The organism is Actinoplanes sp. NPDC051851 (genome assembly GCF_040681165.1).
Classification (GTDB): domain Bacteria; phylum Actinomycetota; class Actinomycetes; order Mycobacteriales; family Micromonosporaceae; genus Actinoplanes.
The window spans coordinates 185,664-209,569 of record NZ_JBFAYF010000009.1; the positions used below are offsets into that span (position 1 = coordinate 185,664).

Annotated in this window: 41 protein-coding genes and 1 tRNA gene; 1 reads left to right on the forward strand and 41 read right to left on the reverse strand. The window is 70.7% G+C overall.

All coding sequences use genetic code 11. The features are described 5' to 3' along the window. Nucleotides 1–9: 9 nt before the first annotated feature. The 5 genes from AB0M08_RS12210 to AB0M08_RS12230 form a co-directional block, all read right to left on the reverse strand. The gene (locus AB0M08_RS12210; RefSeq protein ID WP_364491967.1) at nt 10–267 is read right to left on the reverse strand and encodes a hypothetical protein; all 258 of its coding nucleotides are present in this window, start codon (nt 265–267) and stop codon (nt 10–12) included. Between the two features lie 107 nt (nt 268–374). Continuing rightward, the gene (locus tag AB0M08_RS12215; protein ID WP_364491969.1) at nt 375–929 is read right to left on the reverse strand and encodes a hypothetical protein; all 555 of its coding nucleotides are present in this window, start codon (nt 927–929) and stop codon (nt 375–377) included. Between the two features lie 121 nt (nt 930–1,050). Beyond that, on the reverse strand, nt 1,051–1,533 hold the full coding sequence (locus tag AB0M08_RS12220) for a hypothetical protein (protein ID WP_364491971.1): 483 nt from the start codon (nt 1,531–1,533) through the stop codon (nt 1,051–1,053). Next, nucleotides 1,526–1,861 (reverse strand): hypothetical protein, encoded by a 336-nt coding sequence (locus tag AB0M08_RS12225; RefSeq protein ID WP_364491973.1) that lies wholly within the window; start codon nt 1,859–1,861, stop codon nt 1,526–1,528. The genes AB0M08_RS12220 and AB0M08_RS12225 overlap by 8 nt, the downstream gene beginning before the upstream one ends. Further along, a complete protein-coding gene (locus AB0M08_RS12230) occupies nt 1,861–2,196 on the reverse strand; it encodes a hypothetical protein (protein ID WP_364491975.1) in 336 nt (111 codons plus the stop codon). The genes AB0M08_RS12225 and AB0M08_RS12230 overlap by 1 nt, the downstream gene beginning before the upstream one ends. A gap of 82 nt (nt 2,197–2,278) precedes the next feature. On the opposite strand from AB0M08_RS12230, the gene AB0M08_RS12235 reads away from it, so the two are divergent. Then, on the forward strand, nt 2,279–2,575 hold the full coding sequence (locus AB0M08_RS12235) for a hypothetical protein (protein WP_364491977.1): 297 nt from the start codon (nt 2,279–2,281) through the stop codon (nt 2,573–2,575). A gap of 1 nt (nt 2,576) precedes the next feature. Here the strand turns inward: AB0M08_RS12235 and AB0M08_RS12240 are convergent, their stop codons facing one another. The 36 genes from AB0M08_RS12240 to AB0M08_RS12415 form a co-directional block, all read right to left on the reverse strand. Continuing rightward, nucleotides 2,577–2,972: a hypothetical protein gene (locus AB0M08_RS12240; RefSeq protein WP_364491979.1), complete on the reverse strand. Its 396-nt coding sequence runs from the start codon at nt 2,970–2,972 to the stop codon at nt 2,577–2,579. Then, the gene (locus AB0M08_RS12245) at nt 2,969–3,364 is read right to left on the reverse strand and encodes a hypothetical protein (RefSeq protein ID WP_364491981.1); all 396 of its coding nucleotides are present in this window, start codon (nt 3,362–3,364) and stop codon (nt 2,969–2,971) included. The genes AB0M08_RS12240 and AB0M08_RS12245 overlap by 4 nt, the downstream gene beginning before the upstream one ends. Nucleotides 3,365–3,374: 10 nt before the next feature. After that, complete coding sequence (locus AB0M08_RS12250) at nt 3,375–3,770, reverse strand: DUF6093 family protein (RefSeq protein ID WP_364491983.1); 396 nt, start codon at nt 3,768–3,770, stop codon at nt 3,375–3,377. 9 nt (nt 3,771–3,779) lie between these two features. Next, entirely contained in the window at nt 3,780–4,862 is a 1,083-nt protein-coding gene (locus AB0M08_RS12255; protein ID WP_364491985.1) for a DUF4082 domain-containing protein, read from the reverse strand. Nucleotides 4,863–4,868: 6 nt separating this feature from the next. Next, nucleotides 4,869–5,300 carry a hypothetical protein gene (locus AB0M08_RS12260; RefSeq protein WP_364491987.1) on the reverse strand — a complete coding sequence of 144 codons (432 nt, stop codon included), beginning with the start codon at nt 5,298–5,300 and terminating at the stop codon, nt 4,869–4,871. A 10-nt stretch (nt 5,301–5,310) separates the two neighbouring features. Beyond that, nucleotides 5,311–5,880: a hypothetical protein gene (locus AB0M08_RS12265; RefSeq protein ID WP_364491989.1), complete on the reverse strand. Its 570-nt coding sequence runs from the start codon at nt 5,878–5,880 to the stop codon at nt 5,311–5,313. 88 nt (nt 5,881–5,968) lie between these two features. After that, entirely contained in the window at nt 5,969–6,331 is a 363-nt protein-coding gene (locus AB0M08_RS12270) for a hypothetical protein (RefSeq protein ID WP_364491991.1), read from the reverse strand. Then, nucleotides 6,328–7,518 carry a DUF5309 family protein gene (locus AB0M08_RS12275; protein ID WP_364491993.1) on the reverse strand — a complete coding sequence of 397 codons (1,191 nt, stop codon included), beginning with the start codon at nt 7,516–7,518 and terminating at the stop codon, nt 6,328–6,330. The genes AB0M08_RS12270 and AB0M08_RS12275 overlap by 4 nt, the downstream gene beginning before the upstream one ends. A gap of 58 nt (nt 7,519–7,576) precedes the next feature. Next, nucleotides 7,577–8,242: a hypothetical protein gene (locus AB0M08_RS12280; protein WP_364491995.1), complete on the reverse strand. Its 666-nt coding sequence runs from the start codon at nt 8,240–8,242 to the stop codon at nt 7,577–7,579. A gap of 42 nt (nt 8,243–8,284) precedes the next feature. After that, nucleotides 8,285–9,349: a hypothetical protein gene (locus AB0M08_RS12285; protein ID WP_364491997.1), complete on the reverse strand. Its 1,065-nt coding sequence runs from the start codon at nt 9,347–9,349 to the stop codon at nt 8,285–8,287. 3 nt (nt 9,350–9,352) lie between these two features. Next, nucleotides 9,353–10,750: a phage portal protein gene (locus AB0M08_RS12290; RefSeq protein ID WP_364491999.1), complete on the reverse strand. Its 1,398-nt coding sequence runs from the start codon at nt 10,748–10,750 to the stop codon at nt 9,353–9,355. Nucleotides 10,751–10,759: 9 nt separating this feature from the next. Further along, nucleotides 10,760–12,406: a hypothetical protein gene (locus AB0M08_RS12295; protein ID WP_364492001.1), complete on the reverse strand. Its 1,647-nt coding sequence runs from the start codon at nt 12,404–12,406 to the stop codon at nt 10,760–10,762. Continuing rightward, complete coding sequence (locus AB0M08_RS12300; RefSeq protein WP_364492003.1) at nt 12,403–12,858, reverse strand: hypothetical protein; 456 nt, start codon at nt 12,856–12,858, stop codon at nt 12,403–12,405. Before AB0M08_RS12300 ends, AB0M08_RS12295 begins: the two co-directional genes overlap by 4 nt. 119 nt (nt 12,859–12,977) lie before the next feature. Then, a complete protein-coding gene (locus tag AB0M08_RS12305) occupies nt 12,978–13,199 on the reverse strand; it encodes a hypothetical protein (protein WP_364492005.1) in 222 nt (73 codons plus the stop codon). A 14-nt stretch (nt 13,200–13,213) separates the two neighbouring features. Continuing rightward, nucleotides 13,214–13,453, reverse strand: a complete 240-nt coding sequence (locus tag AB0M08_RS12310; protein ID WP_364492007.1) for a hypothetical protein — start codon at nt 13,451–13,453, stop codon at nt 13,214–13,216. A gap of 17 nt (nt 13,454–13,470) precedes the next feature. Beyond that, nucleotides 13,471–13,728 carry a hypothetical protein gene (locus tag AB0M08_RS12315; RefSeq protein WP_364492009.1) on the reverse strand — a complete coding sequence of 86 codons (258 nt, stop codon included), beginning with the start codon at nt 13,726–13,728 and terminating at the stop codon, nt 13,471–13,473. A gap of 385 nt (nt 13,729–14,113) precedes the next feature. Next, nucleotides 14,114–14,190 (reverse strand) — tRNA-Met (locus tag AB0M08_RS12320). A 93-nt stretch (nt 14,191–14,283) separates the two neighbouring features. Next, entirely contained in the window at nt 14,284–14,514 is a 231-nt protein-coding gene (locus AB0M08_RS12325; protein ID WP_364492011.1) for a hypothetical protein, read from the reverse strand. Continuing rightward, nucleotides 14,511–14,702: a hypothetical protein gene (locus AB0M08_RS12330; RefSeq protein WP_364492013.1), complete on the reverse strand. Its 192-nt coding sequence runs from the start codon at nt 14,700–14,702 to the stop codon at nt 14,511–14,513. The genes AB0M08_RS12325 and AB0M08_RS12330 overlap by 4 nt, the downstream gene beginning before the upstream one ends. Beyond that, nucleotides 14,699–15,142, reverse strand: a complete 444-nt coding sequence (locus tag AB0M08_RS12335) for a DUF6221 family protein (protein ID WP_364492015.1) — start codon at nt 15,140–15,142, stop codon at nt 14,699–14,701. Before AB0M08_RS12335 ends, AB0M08_RS12330 begins: the two co-directional genes overlap by 4 nt. After that, nucleotides 15,139–15,327 carry a hypothetical protein gene (locus tag AB0M08_RS12340; protein WP_364492017.1) on the reverse strand — a complete coding sequence of 63 codons (189 nt, stop codon included), beginning with the start codon at nt 15,325–15,327 and terminating at the stop codon, nt 15,139–15,141. Before AB0M08_RS12340 ends, AB0M08_RS12335 begins: the two co-directional genes overlap by 4 nt. Continuing rightward, nucleotides 15,324–15,974, reverse strand: coding sequence for a hypothetical protein (locus tag AB0M08_RS12345; RefSeq protein ID WP_364492019.1), 651 nt, complete (start codon nt 15,972–15,974; stop codon nt 15,324–15,326). Before AB0M08_RS12345 ends, AB0M08_RS12340 begins: the two co-directional genes overlap by 4 nt. 83 nt (nt 15,975–16,057) lie before the next feature. After that, nucleotides 16,058–16,261: a hypothetical protein gene (locus AB0M08_RS12350; RefSeq protein ID WP_364492021.1), complete on the reverse strand. Its 204-nt coding sequence runs from the start codon at nt 16,259–16,261 to the stop codon at nt 16,058–16,060. A gap of 19 nt (nt 16,262–16,280) precedes the next feature. After that, the gene (locus tag AB0M08_RS12355) at nt 16,281–16,505 is read right to left on the reverse strand and encodes a hypothetical protein (RefSeq protein ID WP_364492023.1); all 225 of its coding nucleotides are present in this window, start codon (nt 16,503–16,505) and stop codon (nt 16,281–16,283) included. A 26-nt stretch (nt 16,506–16,531) separates the two neighbouring features. Continuing rightward, complete coding sequence (locus tag AB0M08_RS12360) at nt 16,532–16,768, reverse strand: hypothetical protein (protein WP_364492025.1); 237 nt, start codon at nt 16,766–16,768, stop codon at nt 16,532–16,534. Next, a complete protein-coding gene (locus AB0M08_RS12365; protein WP_364492027.1) occupies nt 16,768–17,382 on the reverse strand; it encodes a hypothetical protein in 615 nt (204 codons plus the stop codon). Before AB0M08_RS12365 ends, AB0M08_RS12360 begins: the two co-directional genes overlap by 1 nt. Beyond that, complete coding sequence (locus AB0M08_RS12370; protein WP_364492029.1) at nt 17,379–18,215, reverse strand: hypothetical protein; 837 nt, start codon at nt 18,213–18,215, stop codon at nt 17,379–17,381. The genes AB0M08_RS12365 and AB0M08_RS12370 overlap by 4 nt, the downstream gene beginning before the upstream one ends. Before the next feature lie 74 nt (nt 18,216–18,289). Further along, nucleotides 18,290–18,802 (reverse strand): hypothetical protein, encoded by a 513-nt coding sequence (locus tag AB0M08_RS12375; protein ID WP_364492031.1) that lies wholly within the window; start codon nt 18,800–18,802, stop codon nt 18,290–18,292. Nucleotides 18,803–18,970: 168 nt separating this feature from the next. Further along, nucleotides 18,971–19,705 (reverse strand): hypothetical protein, encoded by a 735-nt coding sequence (locus AB0M08_RS12380; protein ID WP_364492034.1) that lies wholly within the window; start codon nt 19,703–19,705, stop codon nt 18,971–18,973. A 26-nt stretch (nt 19,706–19,731) separates the two neighbouring features. Continuing rightward, on the reverse strand, nt 19,732–21,075 hold the full coding sequence (gene dnaB, locus AB0M08_RS12385) for a replicative DNA helicase (protein ID WP_364492037.1): 1,344 nt from the start codon (nt 21,073–21,075) through the stop codon (nt 19,732–19,734). A 19-nt stretch (nt 21,076–21,094) separates the two neighbouring features. Further along, on the reverse strand, nt 21,095–21,286 hold the full coding sequence (locus tag AB0M08_RS12390) for a hypothetical protein (RefSeq protein ID WP_364492039.1): 192 nt from the start codon (nt 21,284–21,286) through the stop codon (nt 21,095–21,097). After that, nucleotides 21,286–21,582: a hypothetical protein gene (locus AB0M08_RS12395; RefSeq protein ID WP_364492041.1), complete on the reverse strand. Its 297-nt coding sequence runs from the start codon at nt 21,580–21,582 to the stop codon at nt 21,286–21,288. The genes AB0M08_RS12390 and AB0M08_RS12395 overlap by 1 nt, the downstream gene beginning before the upstream one ends. Further along, a complete protein-coding gene (locus AB0M08_RS12400; protein WP_364492043.1) occupies nt 21,579–22,415 on the reverse strand; it encodes a hypothetical protein in 837 nt (278 codons plus the stop codon). Before AB0M08_RS12400 ends, AB0M08_RS12395 begins: the two co-directional genes overlap by 4 nt. Next, on the reverse strand, nt 22,415–22,645 hold the full coding sequence (locus tag AB0M08_RS12405; RefSeq protein ID WP_364492045.1) for a hypothetical protein: 231 nt from the start codon (nt 22,643–22,645) through the stop codon (nt 22,415–22,417). Before AB0M08_RS12405 ends, AB0M08_RS12400 begins: the two co-directional genes overlap by 1 nt. Next, nucleotides 22,642–23,475, reverse strand: a complete 834-nt coding sequence (locus AB0M08_RS12410) for a PD-(D/E)XK nuclease-like domain-containing protein (RefSeq protein ID WP_364492047.1) — start codon at nt 23,473–23,475, stop codon at nt 22,642–22,644. Before AB0M08_RS12410 ends, AB0M08_RS12405 begins: the two co-directional genes overlap by 4 nt. Then, nucleotides 23,472–23,906, reverse strand: a complete 435-nt coding sequence (locus AB0M08_RS12415; RefSeq protein ID WP_364492048.1) for a WhiB family transcriptional regulator — start codon at nt 23,904–23,906, stop codon at nt 23,472–23,474. Before AB0M08_RS12415 ends, AB0M08_RS12410 begins: the two co-directional genes overlap by 4 nt.

Sequence of the window (23,906 nt, forward strand, 5' to 3'; positions counted from 1 at the left end):
GCGGGCCTCCTACAGCTGGTTGCGGGCTTGCACCGACCAGAGCACCGCGCCCGGACGGTCGATCTTGAGGGATTCCTGCTCGGCCAGGACCGCGTCCTGCGCCCGGCACCGGGTCCGCCGGACGTGGAAGTCCGGGCCGGTGTCCTCGTGGCTGGTGCACTCCTCGAGGGGCCCGCCGTGCAGCGGGCACAGCCACGACCGGTACAGCTCCAGCGCGAAGATCTCGGCGCGGTCTTGCTCGGTCCATGCCGGTTCGCTGCTGGTCACCGTCCGCAGGAGTCGCCCGGTGTCCGGGTCGTACTCGTACTCGGTGACCTGCAGCGGCTCGCGGCCGTCGAGTTTCGACGGCGGGATGCCGAGGCGTTCGGCGGCCTCTACTCGTCGGCGGTACTCGCCAGAAGCCTGGAGGCGACGCGCGAGAAAGGGATGCTGACCCCACCTCGGTTCACGGCGTGCACGGTGTTGACCAGCAGGTTGTACTGGCTGTCGGTCAGCTTCTCGTCCAGGTCCGCCCACTCAGCATCGGTCAGGACCGGGTCGACCAGGCAGGCACGAAGCAGGGGGTCGAGGAACGTGTCGATGTTCGCGTCCAGCACGACGTCCTCGCGCACGATGTCGCCGGACTCGTCCTGCCGCGGCGGGTGCTGGTCCTTCAGCCGCTGGTATTCGGGCCGGGGCAGCGCCTGCAGGACGAAGATGTAGGAGTGCTCGCGCATCTCCTCGCGCAGCTCCTCGATCAGCTGCGCGATCTCCATCGCGCTGCTGGTACCGGTGCTCTCCATCGAGGTGCTGGCCGGGCTGTTCCGGGCGATCTCCAGGTCGCGTTCGAGGGCCTCGAAGTCGGCCTGGAGGTCGCCGCGCAGGCACACCGGGACGGTGCGGCGGGGCAGCTTCGCGGTGGCGAGCAGCGTCTTGAAGTCGGTGGTCACGTTCTTCTCCAGCCTCGATGTCCCGAGATGCCCGGCGGCGTCGGGACAGCGCCGCCGGGCATGAAAAAACCCCGCAAGCCGAGGGCTCCGGGGCGTCTGGTGGTGCGGGGTGGTGCAGGCGTTACGCGGCGACGACCGCGCGCAGCGACGGCGTGGCCGTGATCTTGATCGGCACGTCGTACCGCTCGGGCATGTTGTCCTCGACGTCCAGCCAGGCCGTCTCACCGCACATCGACGGGAAGACCTGAACGGGCTGGGTGGACGCAACCGCGGTGGTCGCTGCGAGGCTCTTGCGGCGCACGAGGTAGCCGGTCGCGTCCGGCAGCAGCGTGTTGTACGCGGTGTCGGTGCCGGACTGCTTCTTGAGCCGGACCTTCGGGCCGCTGAAGCTTCTCCGCCCGTTGACGTTGGTGTCGAACGTCGACTCGATGTTCGCGGTCGACGCGTCCGCGGTCTCCGGCGCGAACCCGGACGCGCCATCCTTGGTCATCCACTGGGAGATGCGGATGCCCGCGTTGATCTCAGCGACGGTCGGGGCGTTGATGTTGGCGATGGACGCGACCCACCACCACGCCTCCTTGCCGTCTCCGATGATGTCAGGCACTCGTGCCCTCCTCGATGCTGTCGCCGCTGGTGGCGGCCGGGGTGGTGGACTCCGCCGGTGCCGCGGTCGGCGCGGGCGGCTGGACGTAGACGGAGGCTGGCGGGGCGCAGGGCTCCCAGCCCTTGTGCTGCCAGACCTCATTGATCGCGATCGCCGCCAGGCGGCCGGGCAACTCGACGTCGGGGTGCCGCACCCACACCTGCTCGACGCCGGTGGGCTCGTCGACGACCGACCAGCCAGAGGCCAGCCAGACATCGCGCTCGGCCGCGGAGTCGACGCGGGCGTAGTCGGTGGTGACCGGGTCGGTGATCCAGTACTGGCGGCCCATCAGGCGCGCACCGCCTCGACGGTCACCGACGCCACGGCCGAGAACGTGACTGTGGCCAGCTGGGTGTTCGGGTTGACGTGCGCCGGGAGTAGCCGGAACCAGCCCTTGGTGGCGGTGGCGACGGCCTGCGCGGTGGCGGCGCCCGCGTTGCCGGCCGCGGTGGTGCCGGGGTCGGCGATCGTGACGTTGATCGAGGCGCCGGAGCCGTTGGTGACGACCAGTATCAGGCCGCGGTCGCCGATGTCATTCGCGGAGATCGTCTCCGTCGCGGACGGGGTGGCCGCGGTCGGGACGACCTTGGTCTGCCCCGGCACGGAGGTAGGGCTCAGCGCCATACGGCGCCTCCTTCGAGTGGTGGTTGTGGATGCGCCGATTGGGCGACGAGAAGGGGCGCGAGCAGGCGATACGGTGATCGGCGTGCAGAACCAAGACCTGGACGCGCGGATCGCTGAGGAATTCGCTGCGGGGCGCGGCAGCGCCGAAATCGCAGCCCGTTACAACGTCGCGTTGACCTATGTGGACCGGGTCATCGAAGACGTGATGCGGCCTCGCAAGTCAAGGGCCGCACCCGGCCTTGCCAACCGAGTGGTTCTGGCCATCCTCGCGACAGTGCTGCTGTGGCTGGTCAGCGGCGAAGGTGCGGTGGCGCTCATCGGCGGGTTCGCTGTGTTCGGACTGCTGTCAGTTCTCGCCGGGCAGCAGAAGCGGAAGTAGCTCAGGCGGGCAGGCTCACGAACCGCCAGACCGTGACCTCGTCCAGGACCGCACGCCCGGTCGACTGGTCCGCGTCCGCCGGCCGGTCGTCGATCAGCCGGATCGGCCCGCAGTCCCGGGCGGTGATCTGCGGGCGCAGGCCGAGCAGCGCCGACCAGACCAGCCCGGTGACCACCCGGCACGAGTCCGTGGTCAGGCCGACCGCGTGGACGATCGCGTCGGCCTGGACCCGGTCGGCGGTCTCCTCGAGGGAGGTGGCCTCCGGGGTGGTCACGGAGATGTAGACGACCAGGTACGGCAGGTCGGGCGGCTGCTCCGGATCGACCGGCTGATCCCGCACGGTTACCCCGGTCACGGTCAGCGCGTCCAGATACACCGCAGCGTGTTCGGCGATCACAGGCCCGCCTCGATCGCCTTGACCACCGCATCCTCCAGGGCGCGCTCCAGCCGCGGCTCTTCCTCATCAGCGGCGGGCCCGAGGTGCGGGCGCGGCGCCCGGCCGGGCGAGCCGTATTCGAGGATGTTGCCGAGCGGACCCTGCGCCTTGTCCTTGTCGGGGCCGATCTCCGAGCGCACCGCGGTGGGCGTCGACCACATGTCGTAGCCGATCGCGGCGCTGTACCGGGGCAGATACGGCCCGCGGCCGATCCGCTCCTTCGCCCCGTTCTTGATGTTCAGGGAGCCCTTCGCGACCACCTGCTCGACTTCGCCGATCGCGGCCGCGGCGGTCTTGTCGATCCGGGCGGCCAGGCGGGTGACGTCGGAGGAGTCGATCCGGATCTCGTCCACCAGGTGCTCCTCAGCTGGTCGCTTCGATCACGCCGACCCGGCGTGCCGACGCGTCGGTCTTGCCGGCCAGGTCCTGGATCACGAACGCGCGGCCGGTCAGGTCCTCGTCGGCGGAGGAGTCGATCCGGATCTCGTCCTTCGGCCGCAGCCCGGTCACGGACATCGGCAGCTGGACGGTGCGGCGGACCAGCATGATCCGGGCCTCGCCCACGTTCCGGCCGTCGGCTTGCACGTCGGACTGCTGGACCCGGCACCGCCCGGTGTAAAGCTGCTGGTACGTGGGCGTGGTCTTGCCGGTGACCGGGTCGGCCGGGGACATGCCGGTCCGACGGCGGATCGTGCACGTGTCGCGCATCTGCCGCTCGGCGGCGGCCTGGGCGCGGGCGACGAGACGGTCGATGGGCACGAAGACCTCCTACGGCCGGGCGGTGGTGCCGCGAGACGGCCGGATGGTGGTGCCGGAGTTCGGCCGGACGGTGATCAGGCGGCCCGGCGCGGCGATCGCGGGCGTGCCGAGTGCGATCCGTACGGCGACCCCGGAGGGTGCTGCGGCCCGGGCCAGCGTGGCCACCGGGGCGCCGGCAGCAACCGGAACAGAGATGCCGGTCGGTACCGTCCCTGGACTGCCCGCTCCCGGAGCCCCGGCCACGACCATGACGGCGATCCCGGCCGGGGCCGCCGTCAGGACGAGGTCCACTCTCGGTGCGCCGAGCACTACCGCCACAGCGATACCCGCAGGTGTTGCCCCCGTTGCCCCCATCGCAGGCGTACCGGCGGCCACCGTGACGGCGATTCCGGCCGGCGCCGATCCGGGCAGGCTGCTCGCTGGCGATCCAGGCATGGCGGCCAGTGGGATACCGGCCGGGACGGCGGTCAGGCCAAGCGCCGCGGTCGGTGCGCCCACCGCAGTAGCGGCAGCGATCCCTGAGGGAGCTGCCCCGGTGAGGACAGCCACCGGGGACCCCGCCGTGGCCGGGACTGCGATACCGGCGGGTACCGCCGATGTCGAGTCTGAGCCGATCAGCGGCGATACGTAGTACCAGGCGCTGTAACTGCCTGACGGGTAGGTCGCCGGGCCGGAGTCGGAGATCGCGAGTTTGCTCTCCGTGGCCTGCAGCACCCCGGACGGCGATTGGAGTGTCCAGCCGGAGGTCGGGGTTGGGGCGCTGTATACGTAGTGCACGGTGTGCACGGAGGCCACGTACTCGGTGCCTGCCGACAGCGACAGTGGCGTGTCGAAGAGAATGTTCTGGTAGCCGCCCGCGACCGGGGTGAATTCCTTGTAGGCGAGGCGGGTCTCGGTCAGCCGGTCCCACACGCTGACGACGTGGGTGCCGCCCGCTGGAGACTCCAGCGAATCGGGGACGCGCCACCGCACCCCTGGGCACGCAGAGGCTGCGGTCAGGGTGAACTTGATACCCATGCTGTACGAGTTCGAGCCGTCGTACCCGTTGGTGAGCGTCGGCTCGTTCGGCCAGGTCAGGTACTCGACCGCCACCGGGGACTACCCCCCGAACTTGAACATGCGGTTCGTGCCGGAGTCCCAGGCGATCGGAGTCGAGCCCGTCCCTGGCTGGATCGGCAGGCCGGTCCCGGTGTCGTACCAGGCGATCACCCGTTGTGCGGTCGTCGCGACGTCCGCGCCGCCGGCCACCGCGCTCGACTGGTAGACCAGCACGCCGTGGTTCACCGCGCTCGCGGTGGTCGTGATCGTGGTGTCGTCCGCGTCGAACACACCGAGCGCGGCCGTCTTGCCGGTCAGCGCCGCCGAGCTCGCGTTGATCGTGGCGCCCGCGGCCACTACGTCCGAGACGAATTTGTGGCTGGCCGAGTAGGTGTAGCCGCGGACGAGCGCCGCCTTGATCACGGCGGTGTCCCAGTCGATCTCCCCCAGGCCGAAGCCCTCGAGGGCGTACGGAAAGACAGCGTTGGCCACGGCGGGCTCCTCAGAAGATAAATCGGATCGAGCGGGGCGGGCCGTAGAGCTTGCGGAGCCGGTCGCCGACCTCGGGGGCGGCGGTCAGGGCGGCCTCGGCTTCGGCGTACGCGACGGCGTAGTCGTCGATCTGCTCGCGCTGCACGCCGTCGGGGTTGGTGACCAGGCCCCGGGCCAGGCCGAGCACGACACCGCGGCCGTACTGGCATTTCTGGTCGTCGACGGCCAGGCCGTGGGTGTAGACCACGGCCACCTCGCCGGGCTCGCCGGTGCGTTCGGACCAGCCGGACTCGCGCCACAGGCCGCTCGCGCAGCGCCGCCATGCGCCGGCGGCGAGGACCGTGCCGTTGTAGGTGACCGAGAGGACGGAGACGACCGGGTGTTCGGGCAGGCACAGCACACGATCGGTGGTGCCCCACACGGTCACGGTGTCGTCGACGACCCGGACGATGCGCTGCTCAGCTTCGGCCTGGACGACGGCGGTACAGATCTCCAGGGCGAGAATCGCCGACGCGGTGTCGAGGTCCTGCTGGGCGAGGGAGGCGAGGTCTTCGTCCGTTGCGAGCAGGTCGGCAGCCATCGAATCTCCTCGCCGGAGTGCACCAGGAAGTAGGGGTGGGCACCCCGGCCGGGGGTGGTGGCCGGGGTGCCCATGGGGAGGAAGGGTGCTACTCGACGAGTAGGTCGTGCAGCTGCGCGAGCAGGGTCTTGCGGGCCTTGTCGCCCACGGCCTCCTCGGCGGCGAGCGCCCGGGCGGCCCGGGTCTTGTCGGCGCCGGCCCAGGCGAGGACCTCGTCGACGGTGCCGACCGGCACCTCGTCGGGGTCCTCGTCGCCCTGGTCATCGACGGGCTCGGCGGTGTCCGGCGTCCGGTAGCCGATCGCGCCGGCGGCGAGCAGCCGGTCGTGGGTCTCGTCGTCCAGCGGCGCCAGGACCGTCCCGCGCGGCCGGTCGACCCAAGCGGTGCTGGCGTCGACGGGCTGGAGCACGGTGACGACCTCGGCGAGCACCACCAGCTCGTCGGCGCTCACTTGAGGCCCGTGATCTTGGCGTGGGCCAGCTGGTTGCCGTAGGAGAGGCCGGTCTCGCCGTACAGCATGTTGGAGTCCTTCGCGCCGGTCTTCGCGAGGGGCTCCTCGAAGAAGTGGCCCTTCTCCGGGACCTCCAGGAACACCGGCTTGAGCTGGGCCATGGTGGCCAGCGCGATGGTGTCCTGCGGCATGACCCGGTCGAGCATGATGCCGAACGGGCCGAAGTCGGTCTGGATGGTGTCGACCGTGACGCCGCCGACGTTGCCGGCCAGCTCCTTGGTGACGTACCCGGCCGAGGTGTAGGCCTTCGTGATGGCGCGCTTCTGCGCGGAGCCGACCACGGCGACCGGCATGCCGTCGGTCAGACCGCCGTTGTCGTAGGCCATCTGCGCCACGTCGTTGAAGATGTCCAGGGTCAGGGCGGTGCCCTTCTGCCACGTGACGGTCCCGTCGGCGGTGATGTCCACCGCGGTGCCGCCCTTGGTCGTCGCCACCGAGAACGTGTTCGTCGACGAGCTGACCACGTAGTACGCCGGGGTGACCAACAGCGGGGTGGCCGTGCCGACGCTGGAGAAGTGGATGGTGTCGCCGTTGACCAGGCCGTGCGAGGCCAGCGTGATCAGGTCGGTCGACGCCGCGGCGGTGCCGGTCTGCGCGGCGGTGCCAGCCGCGGTCGCGGCGTTGTACGCGTTGGTGGTGATCGCCGCGAGCAGGCCCCGGGTCTGGCGCTTGGTGGTGTTGTCGGACGGCTTCTGGTAGGTGCCGAGCAGGTACGAGTAGTTGATGTCGCGGATCATCTGCTTGAGCATCTGCTCGGTCTGCCAGTCGAGCTCGTCGACGACCGGGTTCGCGGTGCCCTGCGACGGCAGGCCCGCCAGGCGGCCGGTCGCGGCCCGCTTGGTGTAGGAGACCGCCACCGTCTCCTGGTGGATCTGCAGGATGTTGTCGGCCTTGCCGCGGACGCGGTTCTGTGCCGCCGGGGCGTCCTGGCCTTCCAGCACGGTGTTCTGGCCCGCGGCCCGCAGGTCGTAGGTCTCCCACTCGAACTCGGTGTCGGTGGTCTGGCCGCCGCCGTTCAGCCCGCCGATCGCGGAGAAGAACGGGGTGTCGGCCGGCGTCAGGCCGTAGAGCAGGCCGGTGTAGTTCGGCAGGTTGTAGGTCGTGCCGAGCGCGGTGATACCAGCCATCAGCTGGTGCTCCCTTCAGGGGGTTGATGGTGGGCGCGGCCGCGCCGGCCCGAGGGGGTCAGAGGTTCTGGAGCTTCGAGCGCTCCAGGGCGATCGCCCGGCGGAAGTTGCCGGCGGCCTTGGCCTCGGCGATCTGCGCGTCGAGCGACGGGGCGGGCGGGGTGCCGCGCGAGCCCTGCGACGGGTCCGGCGCCGGGGTACGCGGGCCGTCCGGCTGGGCGGGGATCAGCGCGGCGAGGGCCTGGGCGTCGGCGAGCAGCGCCTCCCGGGAGTCGCCCTGCAGACGCGCGGCCAGCTCCGGGCCCAGCCCGGCCTCCTGGGCGACCTCGGCACGCCACCGGCCGGTGCGCTCCTCCGCGATCTCGCGCTGCTGGGCGTCGAAGCGCTCGCGGAGCGCGTCGACGTCGGTCTTGCCGCTGCCCGGGTCGGCGGTCGCGCCGAGGGCCTCGGCGAGCTTCTGCAGCGGGGCGAGCCCGGCCAGCTGCTTCTCCAGCTCCTCGCGGGCCTTGCGCTCGGTCTGGAGCGCCTTCAGCCCGGCCGGGCCGAGCGGCTCGTCCTGCTTCGGCGGTTCCGGGGCCGGGGTCGGCGCGGGCGTCGGGGCCGGGTCGGCCGGTGGGGTCACGATCGGCTGCGAGCCGCCCCGCACCGGGTAGATCGGGCGGCCGTCACGACGGAACCCGATGGCCCGAAGGCCCGTGAACGGATGGATCGGCAGATGGGTCATCGCGACCTCTTCCACGTGGTGACCCGGGCATCGCGCCGCAGGTCAGAGGATGTATCCGAAGTTGGTCAACAGCCGGACCGTCTCCTCGCGCGACGTCGCGTCGGCGAGGATCTGCTCCGCTGTCGGCCGGGGAGACCGGGAGAACTGGTAGTGGTAGGACTGGGCCCTGCCGCTCCTGGTCGTCCGGGTGAACGTCTTGCCCTTGCGCAGCAGCTCGGCGTACTGGGTCGCCTTGTGCCTGCTGAAAATCAGATCGGTGTAGGTCCGGCCGGTCACCGGCCTGCCGAGCGCCCGGTCCAGGTCACGGGCCAGCATCCGCGCGCCGGCCACACCACGGCGGCTGGTGCCGGTCGTGGTGAACGCCCGGCCACCGGCCAGGTACGTGCCGCGTTTCGCGTTGATCACCTGGGACGGGTCGGCGCCGTGCTCCAGGATCGCCGCGGTGTCGGCCTTCGACAGGCCGTGCACCTGCCCGGCCGCGATCGCCGCGCGCGGGTCGAGCGCGTAGCTGGTGTCGGCCTCCTGGACCGGGATGTGCACGCAGTCGCAGTTCGGGTGCCGGCGGAAACCCTGGCTGGTGCGGAACCACTTCCCGGCCAGGATCGTGCAGCGCGGGCAGGACTTCCCGACCAGCATCCGGTAGTAGCCGGTGACGTGCGGCCGCGTGCCCATCGCCGCGGCGACCGACAGGCGCCCGGCGTCGGCAGTCTCCGACCGCGCGTACAAGGCGAGCGTCTGCCGCTCCAGGCGTAGCGCGCCGGCCGGGGACGCCCCGGCGGTGATCCGTTCCTTCGCGCCGATCGCGGGCAGGTAGAGCAGGCTCGCCAGGTCGGCGCCGTCCGCGGCCAGGCCGGCGAACCCGGCCGGGTCGATCCGGCCCAGCGCGGTCCCGCCGACCACGGCCCGCAGATACGGGTCCGCGAGCTCGGCGGCGACGATCTGCGCGCCGGTCAGCAGACCGACCGCCTCGGGGATGGTGCGGGCCCACGACCGCGAGATGTCCGCCCGGTCCACCCTGCGCCACAGCCGCTGCATGAGCCGCTGCACCTGGGTGCCGAGCGTGGCGAGGTCGCGGTAGTAGCGGGCCGACTCCAGCGGAGCGGCCATCGGCTAGTCCACCTCGTCCAGGTCGTCGTCCTCGCCGCCCGCCGGGTCGACGACCGGCTGGGCGACCTGCTTGGTGGCGGCGCGCAGCTCGTCCTCGTCCTCGTCGTCGATCTCCATCTGCGCGATCTGTCCCGGCGTGTAGCCCAGGTCGATGCGGGTCTGGCGTCGGGTCGTGATGCCCTCGGAGTAGAGCTTCACCGCGGCGTCGGCGGCCTGCGCCCGAGTCGGGGTCGCCGGGTCCCGCCACTGCGACTCCAGCTCGCGAGCCCGCGGGTCCCAGTCGCCTTCCTGGATGCGGTGGACCAGCCGGGCGGCGCGCTCGTGGCCGCCGGAGAACGCCTGCTGGCGGCGCTCTGCGCGCTTCACCAACCTGGCCTCGGCGGCCCGCCACGCCTCCGCGCTCGCGGGGGTGTCGGTGACCACGCCGAACGCGGTCGGCGGCAGGCCGGCCAGCGCGGTGGCGTGCTTGGCCAGCTGCGTCATCGAGTCGTGGAAGTTCGTCAGCGCGCTGGCGGTGAACTCGAACGGCTTGACGCTGTTGGCGTCCTCGACCGGGATCGCGAGGAGCTTGCCCATGATGACCTGCAACGCGCTCTTGCGGTTGCCCTGCTCGTCGACGAAGTCCGCGGAGTCGACGCCCAGCAGCGCCCGCAGTGGGATCGCGTGGAACTCGGCGCCGATCATCATGTCGGTGGCCAGCTTGTTCGCCGCGTGGCTGAGGGTCAGCATCGGCACGGTCAGCTCGGACCGGCCGTACCGGTTCGCGGTCCGGGACCGGTTGACCAGCGGCGCGATCGGGACCTCGCCGAGCTTGTGCCGGTCGCGGCCGGTCTCGCGCCAGCCGTTCGGCCCCTGGTCGTACCAGATGGTCTCGTCCGGCAGGTAGAGGGTCGCGAACTGTTCCGGCAGCCGTACCAGCGAGTCCTGATCCTCGGACCAGCGGCGCAGCGCGGCGCGGGGCTTCCGGCCGCGCGGGTCGATGTACGTGAAGAGTTCCAGCGGCGACTCGACGGTCACCAGCGGAATGTCCCGGTCGTCGTCGTTGGCCCCGACCGCCAGGTACGAGCGGCGCATGGCCAGAGCGTCGAGGTGGCCGAGCTGGCTCTCCTCGTCCAGGTCGTTGTACTGGTAGACCTTGCGCAGGTTGTCGTCCAGCGAGCCGGTACGGTCCCGGAACCCGAGGAAGTCGAGGCGCTCTTCGAGCGGTTCGATCGCCAGCTGGGGCCAGCCCAGCGACACGGGCGGGAGCCGGTCGCCGAGTTCCTTCACGATCTCCGGGTGCATGTAGACCAGCGGCGCGGTGCCCTCGTACAGGGCGTCCAGCTCGCGCAGCTCGGGCAGCTCGGCATCGTGCCGGCGTGCCAGCCAGTTCATCCAACCCAGAGGTTCGTCGGGCAGCACCGGGTCTCCTTACGACATGACGATGACCCGGCGCCGGGCCTGAGGCTTCGCCGCGCCGGACGCGACCGCGTCCAGGTAGGCCTGCCACGACAGGCCACCGGCCATCGCGCAGTCGATCTTCTTCGGCGAGTCCGGGCGCTCCTTGGACATGACCCACAGGAACGTGCCCTTCTCCTCGCCCTCCTCGAGCACGAAGTTCGTGTCCCGCTTGTGTGCGGCACCGATGTGCTGGGCGAACGTCTCGTCGCCGTCGTTGGTGACCTCGCCGGTCTTGATCGCCTGCGCGTACGAGCGGCACATCATCGCGGTCCGGCGCAGGTTCCGGGAGTCGGTGTAGAACTCCACGACGACCTTCGGGCCGTGCCGGCCGGACCACTCGGCGAGCTTGACGTCCCAGCCGCGGGCCGGGTCGCCGTAGAAGCGGACCACCTTCCACCTGGCGAAGATCTCCGCGACGGCCGCATCGACCTCGGCAACCGGGACCTCCCCGTCGTCGAAGTCCTCCGGCGCCCACGACGCGTACCGGTGCTGGAATCCGGTAGCCAGCTCGGTGACGATCAGCGCGGTGGTGTCCCGCCAGCGGGAACCGTCGAACCCGACCGTGACCTTCGCGCCCCGCGGGATCACGTAGCTGGGCCGGATCAGATCCTCGCGCCACCGCTTGGCGTCGAAGGCCTTCCGCTCGCTCTGCGTCCACCGGTTCAGCCAGACCCGCTCCAGATAAGAGTGGTCGGAGCCGGGCCGGTCCCACTGCTTCGCAATGCCCCGCAGGTCGGACCACTCGGCGGCGGGCCCAGACGCCTCCCGGACCGCCTCCAGACGGCCTTCCAACGTCTTCAGGTCGTGACCGTCGGATGCCTGCCGGTGGAAGTAGAACAGCTCGGGCTCTTCGATCTTGCCCTTGGCGATCAGCTCGGCTTCGTCCTTGTCGAGCTCGGCCACCGACCCGCCGCCTGGCTCGCCCGCCGTGGTGATCCCCATCGACCACGGGTCGTCGAGCGGCCGCTTCGGGAGGTTGGCCTCCATCGTCTCGTAGGCGTCGCGGTGCCGGGGCATCGTCAGCCGGTGCGTCTCGTCGTAGCCCTGGAACGTTGTCCGGGCGCCGTCACGGGCGGACGGAGACTGGGCGAGCGGGACGGCCTTGCCGTCCGGGCGGCCCCAGTCGTTGAGGCGGATGATCCGTTCCAGGCCGGAATCGAACAGCTCGGCGTCCGGGCCCTCCTGGCAGATCGTGAGCAGCACGTTGTACGCGAGCTCTTCGACCTGGTCGACGGTGTAGGCCAGCAGCGGGATGTACGGGTCGTTGACCGGGCGCCCGACCGGCTGCCCGTATGCGTCCCATCCGTCGAAGCGGACCGGGCCCTCGGGGTGGAGCTCGGCGTACGCGATCCAGCCGAGTTTCTCGGTCTTCGCGGTGCCCTTGCGCAGCGAGATCCGGACCCGGCGGAAGCGGCGGCGGCCGGCCAGCTCGTGGCCGCGCGGGTACAGCTCGTACGACTTGTAGATGATCGCCCGGGTCTCGGCGTCGAGCTTCGCCGGTTGGCCCTTCAGCGAGCCGGGGCCGAAGATCGCACGATCCTCGATCAGGTCGCAGATGGCCGGGCCGAGCGTCGGCCACGGTTCCTCGTCGAACGGAGGAACGATGAACGTGCTCATACCGATCGCAGTACCGCGCGCGGGTCCTCAGCGGCGGGCTTCGGCGGGCTGGCAGGGACGGCGGCGCGGCGCCGGCGGCCGCGGTCCTGCGCTTCGTCGGTCCGCTCGATCTCCCACTGAAGGCGGCGCCGGTCGATGGGCGTCAGGCCGAAGCCCTGCCGCTGCTGACGGATCTCCGCCGCGAGTTCCTTGCGCAGCTTCGGGTCGTCGGTCGTCCAGAAGTCGTCGACGAGTAGCGCGAGGTTGAACAGGCCGTGCACGTCGGAGTCGTCCCACTCCGGAGCCATCGGCGACGCCCAGATGTCGCGCCACCAGGACCTGGTCTGCTCGTGCCAGAGCCTGGTCGGCAGCGCCGGTTCCTCGACGTCGTGGACGACGGAGAGCGTGGCGGCCGTGCTGGTCCGGTTGCGGCGCTGACGCGTGCCCGGGTGCTTCGGAGGCGGACCGGGCATCGTCTTCACCGCCCTAACGGAGAGTCACGGAAAAATCCTGGGAACCCGTACAGAGAAAAATCCACCTCCCCGGCGGTCCCTGGCGGTTCCGGCTTGGGGGTCTCCCCCCACCCCCTGTGTCACGCTGGGTAACAGCGGCAGAGGCAGAGGAACTGGCCGTCGTCCAGGGCAACCCAGGCGCCGGGCCGCTGCATCGCTCGCCGGTCCTTCTTAGCTGCGCGGCGGCGCTGGCGTGGGGTGAGCGACCAGGGCCCTCCGTACGCGGCGACCCGCTGTTCGGTGGTCAGACGCGCACGAGGTGTGAACGACCAGTGGGTGTGCTCGTCTGCGAGGTAGTGCATAGTCGGCCTCCTGGTCAGCTGTCGGCGAGGAACTGCTGGCGCATGCGGAGGCGGCTGGCCTCGACGATGCCGAGTGCTACGGGGCTGGGAAGGCTGCCGCCGAGGTAGATGGTGCCGACGCTGCTGGTCTCGTCCTGGCCGTCGTGGTCTACGAGGGCGACGCAGACGACCCAGCCCACGACGACGCCGGGCCACTGCTCGTCGCGTACGTGCTGGGTGACGGCCTGGTCGATGGCGTTCTCTGCGCTGCTCATCGTCAGGCTCCCGTTGGTCAGGCGCGGGGCAACCAGTGCCAGGTGCCGCCGGCCGGGTTGCTGGTGTCGTCGTAGGCGACGTTCTGGACGAAGTTCAGGCCGGTGGGGTTGAGCACGCACAGGTCCACGATCGGGTTGTTCGGGAAGAGCGGCGTCTCGGTGACGGCGGTGATGATCGCGGCGCGGGGCTCGGATTTGAACACCTGGGTGCCGTCGGTGCGGACCGGGCTGCCGTGGCTGAGGTAGTGGACGATGCGTCCGATGGTGGGCTGCATGGTTCCTCCTGGTCAACGGTGTGAGGCCTTGCCTCCGGCCCGGTTGTTGCACGTGGCGTGCGAGGGGCCGAGGTAGCCGGTTCGGTCGTCGTCGTGGTCGAGGTGCCACGGCGCGCCCGGTGCGATCGGCTGGCGGCAGCGCGCGCAGCGGACACGGCCGGCGTCGACGCGCTGTTTCCACCGGGCGCGGAGCCGGTCGTGCTGTTGGCCGTAGCCGCGGGCCTGCCTGGTACCCCGTGCCTTTTCGGCGATGGGCTTGCAGGTGGGGCAGCGCCCGCTGGCTACGAGTTCGGGGCAGCTGCGGCCGGGGTGGGCGGTGCAGCTGGTGCACGAGCAGACGCGGAGGGCCCGGCGCATCGGGCCTCCCGGTGCTCGCTGGTGGTGGTGGTGGCGCGTGCGGGATTTGAACCCGCGGCCTCCTGGTCATGAGCCAGGCGAGCTGCCGTGCTGCTCCAACGCGCTCTGGAATGCCGACAGCCCGGGAGCCGTAAGGGCTCACCGGGCTGTGGGTACAGTTCTGTCCGCGCTCAGTTTGGAGAATGATCTCCGCGTTGTCTAGGGTGCGCGGCGTCTTCCTCGTGGGCTGAGCCGTTTTTGGGCTTCGATCTCGATTGCTTCGTCCAGGTTGAAGCAGACCTGGGGGCGGCCGGCGCGGTCGTGGATGCGTTGCCGGGTGAGGCCGTTGTGGCGTGCCCACCAGCGGACGGCGTGTTCGGTGACGCCGTTGCCGAGGTGGGCGGCGATCTCGGCGGCGGTGCCCCACCGGCGCCCGTCGACGACGATCACGCGGGTTCGGTCCAGGTCTGGTTGACGGGGAGTTCGGGCCCGGCGGTGCTGCCGCATCCTTCGCAGGCCGCGTACCGGCCCCAGGTGTAACGGCGGAGGCCTTGGGCGAGGTCGCCGAAGGTGGTGATGTCCGTGCGCGCAACTTCGATGAGGGGCCGCCCGCAGGCCCGGCAAGGACGGCTGGTCACGGGCGCCACTCCTCGTGGTAGTCCGGGTGGGTGGCGTACGGCATCGCGAGCAGGCGCACGGTGTCGCACGGCCAGCGAACCACGACATCCTCGTCGCCGGGGCGTCCCGTCTTGCCGCACGTCGAGCACATCGGGCCGTTCGGGCCGTACCAGCCAAGGGGTGCATGCAGATCCAGGATCCGCCGCTTGGTCTCGACCTCGGCCAGGGCACGTGCCGGGTCCCAGTGGGCGATGTGCTTGCCGACCTCGTCGTCTACTGCGGTGGTCCAGTCCCATCCGCCGAGGACGGTGTGCTGGCCGGCCTGAATGTGGGGGTCAGTCCAGGTCCAGGTCGCAAAGGTGTCGCCGGGGTGGCACCCGCATGCAGCGCCTGCCGTGCTGGCCAGCTGCTCGTCTTCGTCGAGCCGAGCCGTGATGAAGGCGATCAGGTCGTCGGTCATCGGCGCGCCTTCCAATGGCTGGCTTCTTCGAGTACGCCCGGCTGGCGGGGCCGCCAGGGTTCGCGGGTGTCGGCAAAGACGATCTGGCCGCCGTGGACGGCGAGGCGCTGATGGCCGGTGCGGATGTAGTGGGTGATCTCGTAGGTGTCGAACCAGATCCGGGTCTCGCCGTAGATCGTGATCACGCGGCGACCTTCCAGGTGCTGACGTAGGCGGCGGTCCAGATGTGGCGGGCGCCGTCGGCGTGGATGTTCATGCCGCACAGGCAGATGTCACCGAGGCAGGTGCACAGATCGTTGGTGCAGACGACCACCGTGCTGGTCGCGTTGATGCCGCTGGTGGCAAGGCTGACCCGGGAGCAGGCGGGGCAGGTGACGCCGGGGATCGGCTGCTGGCCGGTGTCGAGGTGGAGGAGTTCGCGGATGCGCCGGTCTTCGTCGGCGGCCCAGCGGGCGACCTCGGCGGCGGCCTGGGGCGGGACCATGTCGATGTGGTGGAGGAGCTGCTGGATCGGGGTCCGGTTTTCGGCGGGGAGGTCGCCGAGGGTGTGGATGGCGAGCCAGCAGAGGGTGGCGGTGGCCGCCCGGTATCGGTCGGCGCAGGGGGTGTCGATGCGGTAGGTCATGCCGAGGACGGCGTCGCCGATGGGGTCGGCGTGGCCGCCGGTGGGGTTGCGGTCGGGGCGGGGGCGCCAGGCCTGGAGGGTGCCTCCGTCGCCGTAGATGTCGCGGGCGCCTGCTTCGCTGCGGACGCGGTCGGCGAGGTGGCGGAGGGCGGTGTCGAGGGACCACAGGTTGGTGGCTGCGTGGAGGCTGTGTGGGTGGGCGTTCACGTGGCTCCTCGGGGTGGTGCTGGTGGGCGAGGGTGGTGCTGGCCGGCCGGGCGCCGGGTGGTGCGCCCGGCCGGGGTGATGCGTCAGTCGGTGGCGCAGGCAGGGCAGTTGGCCGGCAGGGTGGGGGTGATCTCGCTGATCTGGTGCTGGCAGGGGCAGTTCGTGCAGCGGTCGTGGAGCTTGGCGACCAGGCCGTACGCGTTTTCGAGGCCACAGCCGGCTTCGATGGGGGTGCCGTCGCGGCCGGAGGCGAGGTCGGCGGCGGCCTTGCACGGAGGGCAAATCACGGGGTGGCTCCTGGTCTGGTCAGGCGCGGAGGACGGCGTCGGGGGAGACGAACAGGACCTCGACGGGCCGGGTCATGCGCTGCTCGGCACGCCGGTGGTTCGCTTCGAGCTCCTCCGCGGCGGTGCGGATGTCCTCGGCGTCGGTGTAGGGCAGGTGGTCGAGGACGGCGGGGTCGGCGAGGGCGTCGCTGATGGCGTTGGCGGCGAGCTGGTGGGCGCGGGCGAGGGCTTCCTGGCGGGTCATCGGGTTCGTCCTTCGGTGGTGTCTGGTTACGCGGCGGCGAGGTCGGGGAAGAGGGTGAGTTGGCCTTCGGCGTGGCATTGGGCCTGCTCAGCGTGGTAGGCACCCTGTTCGAGGGCGCCGGGCGCGGTCGATGCGAGGGCGTGGGCAGGGGAGTGCTGGCAGACGGTGCACCGGTAGCGGTACCAGGTGACGGTTTCCCGGTACGGCTTGCCGTTGAGCGGGTGGAACTCGCCAACGCGCTGTTCGGGGACGGCGATGATCATCAGAACGTGGTCTCGTCGTCGAAGGACGAGCGGCCGTACTCGCCGATCCCGGCGCGGTGGTACACACAGTCGCGCTGGTGCTCGGCGGCCGACAGGTAGGCGGCACTCACGGCGCACTCTCGCCACGCGCGCCCGGCGCCGGTGGCGTACCGGGGCGAGACCGGGCAGGTGTTCGCATGGGCGGGTGCCCGGCCGAGGCGGACCAGGCAGTCGCAGGGGGACGGCAGAGGGCCGGGGAGCGGCTCGGGGCACGGGCCGAAGATCACGGCGAGCAGGTCGGCGATGTCGTCGAGGCTCAGGTCTGTGTCGGACAGGTGCCGATCGCCCACGAAGCCCTGATCGAGGGTGATTTCCAGCAGGCTCCACGCGGCCGACTCGACGCTCTGGCCGCGCACGGTTGCGATCGCGGCCGGGGAGCCGCGGGGCACGTCGTAGATCCGGCCGGTCTCGCGGCCGGAGTCGTCGATGGCCAGTTCCAGGATGGCGCCGGACAGGCGGGTGACCCACGCTGCGTACGTGTCGAGGGGCGAGTCCGGGAAGTACAGGCTGGGGTACTCGCGGAGGAAGCCGAGCGTGGTGTAGGCCAGGGCGGTGCTCGGGGTCAGGTCGGTCACGACTGCTCACCGGCCAGGGTCTGGGCCGCGGCCGGGCACGACGTGGTGTCGCCAGCCTGGACGTGGGTGAGGGCGATGCAGGAGGGCTCGTTGTCGACCCAGACGACGGCGGTGTGGCCGCCGAGAAGGTCTGCTTCGGTGCGGGTACGGCTGGTCTTACCGGCGCCTTCGCGGACCCCGGTCCAGTAACGGACGGGGGTCCCGATGGCGTACCGCTCGTTCCACTCGATCGTACGGGCGGTCTCGCGGGCAGTCCGCGGGTCGAGGGCGGCGCCGCCGGCCGGGGCGGGCTGCTCGTCGACGGGCTCGGTCTGGCAGGTGGCGAGGTCGCGGCAAAGGCTGACGTAGATCAGGTCGTCGCCGTCGATGACGTCCTGGCCGATGGGGGCGCTGAGGCGTAGGTCGGCGCGACGGCGGGTGCGGCCGCAGTGGATGCAGATGGCGTTGGTGGTGTCGCGGATGGTGGCGGCGAGGTTGTTGCCGGCGTCGGCGTAGGCGGCGGAGGCCCGGCCGAAGGTGAATCCGTCGTCGGTGTAGCGGGCCTGGTCGAGGGCCTCGTCGGTGTCGAGCCAGTGGGTGGCGGCCAGCTCGATGCCGCGGAGCCGGACCAGCTCGCTGTTGTTGTCGCACGGGTGGCAGGTGCCGCACGGCTTGGCCAGGTCGGCCGTGAGCTTTGCGTTTGCGGCGATCAGGTCCTTGACGGCGGAGACGAGGGCGGGGACGTCGTGGTTGAAGTGCTCGCGGACGTAGGGCGGGGCGTACCCGTTCAGCTTGACCCATTCGTGGGCAGTCTCGGCACGGTCGAGAATCTTGAGTGCGTCGTCGAGGATCATGGGCTGCTCCTGGGGAAATGGTCTGAGATGGCCTGTGCGGGTTTCGGGTAGGCGCAGGTATTCGGGAAGGCCGGTTAGGCCGTGAGCGGTGCGCTGAGCGCGGAGGGGAGCGCAATGTGATCAAGAGCGGCGGTCTGCGCGGCGGTCAGCTTGACGATGGGCGCGCCGATCAGCTGGAACCCGGCGGCGCGGAGCCACCAGGCGTCGACCTGGTTATCGTCGCGGAGGTCGAGCCCGGCCCGCTGGAACAGGGCCATGCGCATGTCCGCCTTGGTGGCGTTGCCCTTGCCAGTGGCGAACTTCTTCAGCGTGGCCGGCGGGATTACCAGGTATAGGACCGTGCTGTAGGACAGGGTGAGCCGGACGGCACCGTGGACCATGCCGAGCACCGACGCGGCCGGCGACTTCACAACGAAGCCCTCCAGGACAACGAAGCGGACCTTGTCGAGCGGGGCGATCCCGGCGACGATTTCGACCAGGCGCTGGTCACCAGAGGCTTTCGGCTTGATCGTGCGGGTGCCCTGCTGGTCCGCGACGCCGGTTGCCGTCATCGACAGGTCGAGGCCGAGTACGTCGGTGGTGCTCATTCGCGGTGTCTCCTTGGTTTTTTGGTAACCGGAAGCTGGGATCGCAGGCCGGGTGGACGGTCGAATCGGTGCCTTCGATCGCTGCGGGGTGCATGGGGGTGCGGCAGGCAGGACAGGTGAGCTGAGGCAGGAGTCGGCCGATGACGGCGGCGAAGTGTTCGGGGCTGCTCATGCGGCGTTCCGGTGCTTGGCGTGTTTGCGGTGGCCGGAACAGGTGGCGCAGTAGTCGGTGCCGTCGCCGGGGTCAACGAAGTCGCAGTGGGGGCCGGTGTAGGTGGGGCTGCTGGTGTGGGCGGGGGTGGGCCGGTACTGCTCGATGTCGCCGGATGCGATGAGGGCGTTGATGTAGCGGGACGGGGCGATCGGTTTCCGTTCGGCGATGATCCGGCGGTAGATGGTGTCGGCTTCTTCCTCTTCTAGGCCGAGCGCTCCTGCGATAGCGGTCTGGGCGTGGTGTGAAGAGGAAGAAGAACTGGAGAGGAATGGCTTGTGGGCAGCTCCTGCCCTAGAGGGGGGCAGCTCCTGCCCTAGCTCTGGGGCATCTCCTGCCCTAGAGGGGCCGTTTTCTGGGGCATCTCCCGCCCTAGAGCGGAGTTCGATCGGCTGCTCCGCTAGGGCAGCAGATGCCCTAGCCGGGATGGTGAGCCGGTACGCCGTACGGGCCTTCTCCGCCCGGGCCCGCGCCACCGTCGGTCGGTACCGCACCACCCAGCCGTCGACGTCCTCGGTCTTCTCCGCGGTGTTCAGGTGGGCCATCACCGACCGCCGGGACATGCCGGTCAGCTCGGCCAGGCCGGTGAGCGACTTCGTGTACCGCTCCGGGACGATCCCGCCCGGCCAGTTCGCCAGCACGGCGAGCGTGAGCAGGAGGTGCCGGGTCGGCGCCGGGAGATCCGACGCCAACACGGCACGCTCGAACTGGTGGCGTTTCACAGGGCCATGTCCACGAAGCGTGCGAACGCCAGCTGGGCGGCGACGGTGACCGTGTCGGTCGGGCCACCGCGGTGCTTCGCCAGGATGAAGTCGGCCTCGCCCGCCCGCGGCGAGTCCTTGTCGTAGTAGTCATCGCGGTGGACGAAGATGACCATGTCAGCGTCCTGCTCCAGTGACCCGCTTTCGCGAAGGTCAGAGAGCTGGGGACGCTTGTCGTTGCGCTGCTCCGGCCCACGGTTCAGCTGGGCGATCGCGATCACCGGGACGTGGAGCTCCTTCGCGAGGAGCTTCATGTTCCGGGAGATCTCGGCGACCTGCTGCTCGCGGCTGTCGGTACGCCGGCCGGACGGTGTCATCAACTGCAGGTAGTCGACGACGATCAGGGACAGGCCGTGGCGCTGCGCGAGGCGACGGGACCGGGCCCGGATCTCGGTCATGGTGAGCGCTGGCGTCTCGTCGATGTGCAGCGGCGCCGCCTTCAGCCGGGCGGCGTGCTGGTCGAGGCGTGCCCAGTGGTTGTCGTCGACGTGACCGCTGTTGAACACGTTGAGCGGCACCCGGGCCTCGGCGGACAGGATGCGGGTGACGAGTTCCTGCTCGCTCATCTCCAGGCTGAAGAACGCGGCCGGCTTGCCGTCGCGGAGAGCTACGGTGCGGGCGATGTCGACGCCGAGGATGCTCTTGCCCATGCCGGGCCGCCCAGCGACGATGATCAGCTGCGAGCCGCGCAGGCCGCCGGTCAGCTGGTCCAGGTCGTGGAAGCCGGTGGACACCCCGCGAAGCTCTCCGCGGTGAGCGGCCACGGAGCGGATCTCGGCGATGGTCGGGTCCACCAGGTCCGCGAGCGGGCGGAGCTCACCGCTGTCGCGTTGGGTGATGGCGTCGTGGAACGCCGCCCCGGCCTGGTCCAGGGCCTCGTCGAGCGTGAGGTCCGGTGCGGCGGCCAGCTGCAGCATCTTGGTCGCGGTTTCGATGAGGCGCCGCCGCCCGGCGGTTTCGGCGACCTGCCGGGCGTACCAGGTGCCGTTCGCGGCGGTCGGCACCGTCTCCAGGCAGTCGTGCAGGTACGGGACTCCGCCGATGCGCTGGAGGTCACCGACTGCCAGGAGCTGCTGGGCGACGGCGATCGGGTCGGTGGGCTCGTCACGGCTGCTCAGGTCGATGATCGCGTTGAAGATCGCGGCATGGGCGGGCCGGTAGAAGTCGCTGGCCTTGACGATTTCGATGATGTCGGCGATCACGTCGGTCGAGAGCATCATGGCTCCAAGGACGACGCGTTCAGCGGCGACGTTGTTCGGTGGGGTGCGGCCGGAGGTGGGCTCGGCTGCCTGGCTGGTCATGGGTGCTCCCGGGAGCCGATCAGAACAGGGCGGCCTGTTCTGGTGGGGGTTCGTGTCCTTGGAGGGGCGTGACGCGGGCGTTGCGTCCGGCCCATCGGCGTGCCTGCTCGAGGTGGGCGAGGCAGGTGATGCACTCCCGGCTGGTGCCGTCGACGGCGTAGGCGGCGCGGTGTGCGCGGTCGCCGAAGAGGCACCAGTCCGGGAGGCGCATCAGCGGGCGATCGTCGGCTGGCGGATGAGGGCCCGATACCGGATGACGGTGCGCTGCGCAACACCGAGGCGAACGGCGATGTCGGCGGCGCTGTACTTCTGCCGGGTCAGGGCCGCGGTGGTGGCGATGCGCTCGTTGATGAGCCAGGCGGGAGGGCGTCCGTGGCGGCCGGTAGCGCTGGGCACGATCCGGCCGCGGCTGGCCCGCCGGGCGGCGAGCCCGGTCGGACAGGTACAGCCGAGCTTGCGGACCGCGTAGTCGGTGCCGTGCCGGTTGGCGGTGCAGTCGTTGTTCACGCCTGGTCTCCGGCCTTGTCGATGGCGTCGATGACCTTGTCGGCCTCGTCGACGGTGAGGTCGGTGAGCTGGTCCAGGTCGTGGCCGATGACCGTGGCGACGAACGCGCGCTGGGTGCCCGGGGCGATGGTGTCCTCGTGCCGGGTGAAGAGCGTGCGGATCAGCTCGATCTGGTCGAGGCTCGCGGTGGCCGACGGGACGGCGTGCTGGACGGCGGTGCCGACGATGTCGGCGGCCGAGACTCGGCGGGTGATCGGTGTGGTCTCGGCCCCGGCGTCGGCGAGTTCCTCTGCGGCGTACGGCATGCCCATGATCGCGTCGGAGGCGATCCACCGGGCCATCTCGGAGGTGGCGCGGGCGACGAGCATGGCCTCCGGGTCGGTCTTCCACTTCGGGTTCTTGGCCACGTACCCGGCGCGGGCGGCCCGGTCGATGGTCCACTCGCGGCGCTGCCACTCGGTGTCGCCCAGGCGCAGGCCTTCGATGATGCAGTGCCGTTCGTTGGCTTCGACGATCCGGAGCTTGTGGCCGGCGGCGAGGACGACCGCCCGGAGGGTGATGGCCTTCGGGGCGGGGGTGCCCATCAGGTCGTCGAAGGCGCGCAGGGACGCCATCGGGTCGAGGCCGAGTTCGGCGCCGGCGAGGATCGCGGCGGTGGCCTCGTCGGGCTTGCCGCGGTACGCCTTCGGGGCGAACGAGGTGGAGCAGATGCCCTCGGCCATCTGCCGGACGGCGACGGCCTGCTCGGCCCAGGCCTGGAGGCGGGCGATGCTGGACTCGCGGTAGGTCTCGACGGCGGCGGCCTGCTCGGTGCGCATGGCGATCTCGGTCATCAGAACGGGCACTCCTCTGCCGCCTTCTTGCGGCATTGCTGGATCTGGGTCATGGCTCGGTTCGCGGTGATCTGCGCGATTTCGGAGCAGTCGCTGAGGGCGCTGTCGGCCCACGTCCAGCCGGCCGGAACCGTGACGGTGACCTGGACGCGGAGGCCGATCGGGTCGGTGATCGTGGCCTGTAGCTGGTGCGGCAAGCGGCCGTACTCGTCTCGTTCGAGGTCGCTCACCAGGTGTCCTCTCGCGTCGCCCAGGAGGGCAGGCTGATCTCGGTGATGCCGTCGGGGTAGCCGGGCCAGACGCCGGTGGCGGTGCACTCGGCGAAGATCGCGAGCGCCCGCTCGTTGCGGCGGCGGCCGGTCTCCAGCGCCGTGCCGTCCAGCTGGACGACGTTGACCAGGTGCGGCGGGTCTTTCTCGACGGCGATGAACACGAACCCGGGGTCGTCGTCCAGGCCGACGGCGACCGCCCCGGCGGTGTAGTGGGCTTCCTGCTGGTGGTAGCCGAAGCTCGCGGCGGCCTTCCCGAACCCGTAGTCGGATGCGTCGATGGTGGTCTTCACGTCGACGATCACGAGCCGCCCGCGCCGGTCCCGGATGGCCTTGTCGAACCGGGCGCGGCACGGCACGCCAGTGGCCGGGTCGGTCCACCAGATCGACAGTTCCGGGTCGCCCGGCGCGGCGATGAACACGCCAGCGTCCGGGTGCTGGCGCACGGCGCCGGCCATCGCCTGGACCTGCGCGAGCTCACGGGTTAGGAGCGGAATCTGGTCGGCGTCGTACGCGGCGTCGCGGAGCGCCTGGGCGTCCTTCTTCCGGTAGTCCGCGAACGGGACCTCGACGATCTCCGAGCCGCGGCCGAGGAGCATGGTGTGTGCCGCGCTGCCCAAGTCGAAGGCGCGCTTCGGTGCGGACGGGTTCCGCCGCTGGTAGTCGACCTTGGCGGCCGGGTCCTTCAGCAGGGCCTTCAGGACGGTCGACGACGCGGCAAGATCACGGTGGTAGACGTCTTCCGGCATGTCCGGATAGACGCCCGGCGCCGTCGCTGCCAGGACGGTCATGCCGCCACAGCCCGACGCCGGGTGATCTCCGCACGGCGGGTCTTCTCATCGACGCCGCCCCACACCCCGAACCACTGCTTGGTCTCGACCGCCCAGGTGTGGCACTCCCGGGCGAACGGGCAGGCGCCGCAGGCCTTCTTGGCCTCCGTGCTGTCGCCGTTCGTGTCGGGGAACATGACGTCGGGGTCGACGGTGGCGTAACCGCGGCTCGGGTCGAGGTAGAAGGCGGGCACGCCCGGCTGGGAGTGGCAGGGCTGGCCGCTGCGGACCCGGCTCCGGCGGCTCGGCCGGTTCTCGTACTTCCGGTTGCGTTCCTGCTCGGCGGCGCGGGCCTGCGGGCAGCGACAGCGGCTCTTCCGGTAGGCGTTGGCGGTGTCGTGCCGCGAAGCGTCGCAGCCCTCGCGGGTCTCGTAGACGGGCCGGTTGTCCAT

Bases quoted from the DNA above. Each gene is read 5' to 3' on its own strand.
- AB0M08_RS12225 (WP_364491973.1), bottom strand. From the start codon at position 1,861: ATGGGCCGCCAGTACTGGATCACCGACCCGGTCACCACCGACTACGCC.
- AB0M08_RS12230 (WP_364491975.1), bottom strand. From the start codon at position 2,196: ATGGCGCTGAGCCCTACCTCCGTGCCGGGGCAGACCAAGGTCGTCCCG.
- AB0M08_RS12265 (WP_364491989.1), bottom strand. From the start codon at position 5,880: ATGGCTGCCGACCTGCTCGCAACGGACGAAGACCTCGCCTCCCTCGCC.
- AB0M08_RS12275 (WP_364491993.1), bottom strand. From the start codon at position 7,518: ATGGCTGGTATCACCGCGCTCGGCACGACCTACAACCTGCCGAACTAC.
- AB0M08_RS12280 (WP_364491995.1), bottom strand. From the start codon at position 8,242: ATGACCCATCTGCCGATCCATCCGTTCACGGGCCTTCGGGCCATCGGG.
- AB0M08_RS12285 (WP_364491997.1), bottom strand. From the start codon at position 9,349: ATGGCCGCTCCGCTGGAGTCGGCCCGCTACTACCGCGACCTCGCCACG.
- AB0M08_RS12295 (WP_364492001.1), bottom strand. From the start codon at position 12,406: ATGAGCACGTTCATCGTTCCTCCGTTCGACGAGGAACCGTGGCCGACG.
- AB0M08_RS12300 (WP_364492003.1), bottom strand. From the start codon at position 12,858: ATGCCCGGTCCGCCTCCGAAGCACCCGGGCACGCGTCAGCGCCGCAAC.
- AB0M08_RS12305 (WP_364492005.1), bottom strand. From the start codon at position 13,199: ATGCACTACCTCGCAGACGAGCACACCCACTGGTCGTTCACACCTCGT.
- AB0M08_RS12310 (WP_364492007.1), bottom strand. From the start codon at position 13,453: ATGAGCAGCGCAGAGAACGCCATCGACCAGGCCGTCACCCAGCACGTA.
- AB0M08_RS12315 (WP_364492009.1), bottom strand. From the start codon at position 13,728: ATGCAGCCCACCATCGGACGCATCGTCCACTACCTCAGCCACGGCAGC.
- AB0M08_RS12335 (WP_364492015.1), bottom strand. From the start codon at position 15,142: ATGACCGACGACCTGATCGCCTTCATCACGGCTCGGCTCGACGAAGAC.
- AB0M08_RS12355 (WP_364492023.1), bottom strand. From the start codon at position 16,505: ATGACCCGCCAGGAAGCCCTCGCCCGCGCCCACCAGCTCGCCGCCAAC.
- AB0M08_RS12360 (WP_364492025.1), bottom strand. From the start codon at position 16,768: ATGATCATCGCCGTCCCCGAACAGCGCGTTGGCGAGTTCCACCCGCTC.
- AB0M08_RS12370 (WP_364492029.1), bottom strand. From the start codon at position 18,215: ATGATCCTCGACGACGCACTCAAGATTCTCGACCGTGCCGAGACTGCC.
- AB0M08_RS12375 (WP_364492031.1), bottom strand. From the start codon at position 18,802: ATGAGCACCACCGACGTACTCGGCCTCGACCTGTCGATGACGGCAACC.
- dnaB (WP_364492037.1), bottom strand. From the start codon at position 21,075: ATGACCAGCCAGGCAGCCGAGCCCACCTCCGGCCGCACCCCACCGAAC.
- AB0M08_RS12390 (WP_364492039.1), bottom strand. From the start codon at position 21,286: ATGCGCCTCCCGGACTGGTGCCTCTTCGGCGACCGCGCACACCGCGCC.
- AB0M08_RS12400 (WP_364492043.1), bottom strand. From the start codon at position 22,415: ATGACCGAGATCGCCATGCGCACCGAGCAGGCCGCCGCCGTCGAGACC.
- AB0M08_RS12410 (WP_364492047.1), bottom strand. From the start codon at position 23,475: ATGACCGTCCTGGCAGCGACGGCGCCGGGCGTCTATCCGGACATGCCG.
- AB0M08_RS12415 (WP_364492048.1), bottom strand. From the start codon at position 23,906: ATGGACAACCGGCCCGTCTACGAGACCCGCGAGGGCTGCGACGCTTCG.